The organism is Yoonia sediminilitoris, assembly GCF_003058085.1.
Classification (GTDB): Bacteria; Pseudomonadota; Alphaproteobacteria; order Rhodobacterales; family Rhodobacteraceae; genus Yoonia; species Yoonia sediminilitoris.
In genome coordinates this window covers 1-4588 of record NZ_QBUD01000023.1, presented here as the reverse complement: position 1 = coordinate 4588, position 4588 = coordinate 1, and the positions used below count along the sequence as shown (strand labels likewise).

3 protein-coding genes and 1 pseudogene are annotated in these 4588 nt (G+C 55.5%); 2 read left to right on the top strand and 2 right to left on the bottom strand.

The genetic code is table 11. The annotated features are described in order from the left end of the window. Positions 1 to 1454, bottom strand: a 1454-nt coding sequence (locus C8N45_RS23355) for a right-handed parallel beta-helix repeat-containing protein (protein ID WP_211095494.1), incomplete at its 3' end; no start/stop codon positions are given. Between the two features lie 286 nt (positions 1455 to 1740). Then, complete coding sequence (locus C8N45_RS21745; RefSeq protein WP_245882804.1) at positions 1741 to 2565, bottom strand: sulfotransferase family protein; 825 nt, start codon at positions 2563 to 2565, stop codon at positions 1741 to 1743. Between the two features lie 274 nt (positions 2566 to 2839). Here C8N45_RS21745 and C8N45_RS21740 point away from each other — a divergent pair. Together C8N45_RS21740 and C8N45_RS21735 are read left to right on the top strand one after the other, a co-directional pair. Beyond that, positions 2840 to 3082, top strand: a pseudogene (locus C8N45_RS21740) (transposase); the annotation flags it as partial. Continuing rightward, positions 3013 to 3978 carry an IS110 family RNA-guided transposase gene (locus tag C8N45_RS21735; RefSeq protein WP_108388963.1) on the top strand — a complete coding sequence of 322 codons (966 nt, stop codon included), beginning with the start codon at positions 3013 to 3015 and terminating at the stop codon, positions 3976 to 3978. The pseudogene C8N45_RS21740 and the gene C8N45_RS21735, both read left to right, overlap by 70 nt. Positions 3979 to 4588: the final 610 nt, after the last annotated feature.

The window sequence follows — 4588 nt, the reverse complement described above, 5'->3', positions numbered from 1 at the left end:
CCGTTGATATCCCCGTCGATGGTGACATCGCTGAACAGCACCAACTCGCTTCCGCCAAGTATGATTGTACGTTCACCCTCGGCCAGATCAAAGGTGATTGTGTCCTCTCCGGCCAGACTGTCCGCATAGGCGATCGCCTCGCGCAGGGATGTCACATCGTCAATTGCATCCACCACATCTTCAGATGTGGTCACGACAAGGCTGCGTGTCTCTGGCTGCAATTCCAATGCGCCAAGATCACCAAAGCCCATGCCGTCATTCCCGACGTTTGCGATATCGAAACGTTCGGCACCCGTGGCGTCCGTCGCGGGTGCCACCGTGTCATCGCCCGCGTCCAGCGCCGGGTTTGTCGCGTCAGCCTTCAGCGCGATCGTCTGCACCGGACCGCCATTGTCGCCCAGAAGGCCGCCGCCTGTTAAGGGGTCCGGACCCGCAAAAACATCAGCCACGGTTTCGCCATTCGCACCCGTGATTGAGTTCGTTGCTGTGACCGCAGAAAGGCCACCAATTTCCGCAGCCCCAGCAACATTTGCGCTATTCCCCAGCACAATGCTGTTGGTCAGGGTCGCATCGCTACGGTTGGATATACCACCACCATTTCCGGCTGACGTATTCCCGCTCAGCGTGCTGTTGGTCAGTGCCAGCGTCCCGTTGCCAAAATTGTAAATCCCGCCACCATTGCTGACGGCCATATTCCCGCTCAGCGTGCTGTTGGTTAGTGTCGCGATGCCAGTGTTGGATATCCCGCCGCCTGTAGATTCCGCCGTATTCTCGCTCAGCGTGCTGTTGGTCAGTGTCGCGGTGCCACGGTTGTATATCCCGCCGCCGCGGAAGGCCTCATTCCCGCTCAGCGTGCTGTTGATCAGCGTTGCGGTGCCAACGTTGTTTATCCCGCCGCCAAACTGCGCCATATTCCCGCTTAGCGTGCTGTCGGTCAGCGTCAGGTTGCCAGTGTTGTGCATCCCGCCGCCATCCCTGGCTGACGTGTTCCCGCTCAGCATGCTGTTGGTCAGCGTCGCCGTGCCAAAGTTGGCTATTCCGCCGCCTTGAAATTCCACCGAATTGCCGCTCACCGTGCTGTTGGTCAGGAAAAGCTCTGCCCGGCTAAGTACAACTATACCCGCCCCATAGTCGTCCGCGCGGCCACCGGTGATCGTCAGGCTATCCAGCTCTGCCGTCCCCTGCGCGACGCGGAATACGCGCGATTGACCGTCGCCCGAAACGGTGATGTCGGCCACATCGTCACCGTTGATATCCCCGTCGATGGTGACATCGCTGGACAGCACCAACTCGCTTCCGCCAAGTATGATTGTACGTTCACCCTCGGCCAGATCAAAGGTGATGGTGTCTGCGCCAGCCAATGCGTCGGCCAACGCCAAAGCCTCGCGGAGCGTCGTAAGCCCATCATCATCGACAGAATCATCGGAATTTGTATTTACTACGAAATCAGCCATTGAGGCCCCCTAAGAAAAACGAAGGATCCCCAAACTGACGTGGTTTAAAAAACCCGGCCACTCAACAATTGAACGTTTACAAATCGAAGTCAGCTTACGATCGCAACTCAGACAAGGCAATGAATTAAATTAAATTCCCATTACTTACCTATGGTTGTGGTTAACCCACATCCACAGATTGTTTTCGCCCGCATGCATGCAACGCATCTGCAAATTCTTGCAGCAGGTCAAAGAAGCGCGAAAGGCTTTGATAAACACTGTCTTTTATTTAATAGATTGCAGATATCTACGATTTCATCACAATCCGAAATGCCGCGCAGTTCTGCAAATCCTGCCAGAATCCAAGCCCCGCGTATTTCTCAAATACATCAGGGGGCAGAATGGTCTTGCGCGGTTCAAGCGCCACTTTCGCCCGCACCCGGTGCAAGCCATCAAGGCCAAGCTGTTCATCAAAGGCAGGCGCGTCGTACGAGACGCTCTCAAAATCATGTGCGAAATGTTCTTCCCCGATAAACTGGTAAAGAAGTTTGAGAACATCGCCAGGCCGTGACCCCAGCATGTCATAATCAACGATTACAACACGGTCGGCGTACGCGCCCCAACAGGCCTCGCGCAGGGCCTGATAGGCAAACCCCACCAGTCTGTTTGGCGCCGCGAGGGCATCGGTGCGTGTATAGACCGTGGCGCGTTCGCCCGGGCTGGAAAACAGGCCGGTATTTTCAAAGGTCTTGCTGCGAAATTGCCGTTCGAGGGAATCCATGATCCACGCAACATTGCGCACGCAGCAAATCAACTTTGCCTCAGGATAAAGCGTCATCAACTCGGGGATCTTGGCTGTCCAGGCCCGATTGGTGTCAAAGATCACCTCGGCCGGGTTTTCGGCGTAGTAGCTATCAAACAGCCCACGTAATATCCGTTCGCGTTGCGCCGTGCTCACCATGCGCGACAGTTCCGACCCGGCAGAGACCTGACTGACCAGCCCCTCGAACAGGTTCGCAATAGGGCTGGACATCCCAGCCGAAAAGCGCGGGTTCTGGCGCAGAATTGCACCCAGGAGAGTTGAACCCGAGCGTGGCAGCCCGGAAATGAAATGATAATTTTTAGGGTGCACGTCGGAGATTTCCGGTTGTTATTGGATTCGTCACAAGGTGATGGTTGCCGAAAGATAGTACAAGCGCGAACGGCGTGGTTCCGAGGCCGAGTGTGACGCGCTAACGTGAATTGCAGTTATTTCCCGTCAACAGCATCGATCAAAAGCGATGATTTTGTCCTTCTTCATCGAAAAACGGCGCATCTGAGCGGCTTGAGGATTGAGAGTGGCTTTGTTGCACAAATCAGCGTCATCAGGGATTCACCTCATGAAACCAGCGTGCTAGCTGGCGTTTATGAGCAGCTGGACACCCACGACATACAAGACCCGGAACTGGGCAGAGTATAGCCTTTCCTGGAAGCAGCGCGGATCGCTGTCGATCTGGTTTGATCCAGAGATAGTGTGGGAGGCCGCGCCTTCTGGCCGACGAGGACGCCAACGAGCCTATAGCGACGCCGCGATACAGGCCTGCTTGACCCTCAAAGTTCTTTTTGGGCTGCCCTTGCGGCAGACGACAGGGTTTGTGGTCAGTTTGCTCATCCGATTGAACGGATCGGCTTTGAAGCGGGCACGCTGAGCCAACATCTGTTCTTTGGATTGACGGCAGAAGGTTTTGATGTCGTCTGGATGGAAGCACGCCAGGTCAACGCTGCGCTGTCCGCAATGCGCAACAAGACAGACAAGAATGACGCACGTGGTATCGCACAAGTCCTGCGTACCGGCTGGTTCAGCCCAGTTCACATGAAGAGCCGAGAGGCCCATGGCGTCCGTGCCTTGCTCAGCACGCGCAAGGCACTGCTCAAGAAGACGATGGATCTCGCCAACGAAGTCCGCGGGTTATTAAAGATCTTTGGCATTCGCGTGCCCATGACTGTGAAGCACTGCAGCTTCGACGGCGTTGTGCGACCGTTGATCGAGATAGACGACGTTCTTGCCCATGCTTTGGTGCCGCTCTTGGACGCGCGCGTGATTTTGTATCAGCACTTTCTGGAACTGGATCGCAGGGTCAAACGCGCGGCAAGCCAAGACGAGGTCTGTATGCGCATGAAAACAGTTCCAGGCGTCGGCCCAATCGCTTCACTTACATTCAAAGCCGCTGTCGACAATCCGACGCGTTTCAACCGATCACGGACTGTTGGCGCGCATTTTGGTCTGACACCGCGACGCTATCAGTCTGGCGAACATGACAATCCTGGCCGCATATCGAAAGCTGGGGACCGAGATGTCCGCGCAACATTGTACGCAGCCGCCAACGCTTTGCTTATGCGAACGATGGCGGGGTCTCAGATCAAATCATGGGGCATGCGACTGATGCGCACCAAGGGTCGCCGTCGCGCCGTTGTCGCTGTCGCACGCAAACTCGCCGTCTTGCTGCATCGCATGTGGGTTGATGGCACGAAATTCCGTCAGGACCAAGTGGGAGGAGCGGCATGAACTAAAAGCCGACCACCAATCCTAACGGGGTCGTCACTCACCGGACGAGGTCTGTGGAAGAAGCAGAAAATGGCTGCTGCGCAACGTGAAGCGCGTCTCAAAGCAAGGCTCTCCACTGCCGATCCGACATATGCGTGCAGCGGTGCCATCACGGCATCAAACAGACTGCGAAGAGAAGCGTGACCCGGATGAGTGACAATGACCCAAAAGAAAGAAGGAAATGAGCTTGACCTAAACACCCAATTAGAGAAGCCCATTCGCGGCTGCTAACGCTAAGGTCTGCTCTGACGATTGTCGGCAGTTTTCAATTTGTGGGTCATAACCCTTATGTTGAAAGGTGGGGTCGGTGGATTGCAAAATGACTTGCATTCACTCCATCAGTGTAACCTCACCCTCAACCGTTGTGACAATTTGGCCCGTGGATGGGGTGTAGACGCTGTAAAAGGTGCCACGGGACTGGATGCCTTCCTGCGCACCTGTGCCCCCAACCGAGTACCACGTACCAGCGTTCCGACTGTCTGACGTCAGCGCCTATGGGTCCAAATAGCTGTATTTGCTAAGGGAGGGTTTGTTGCTCATCGTAGCCACTGAGGAGTGGACGATGAGAAAG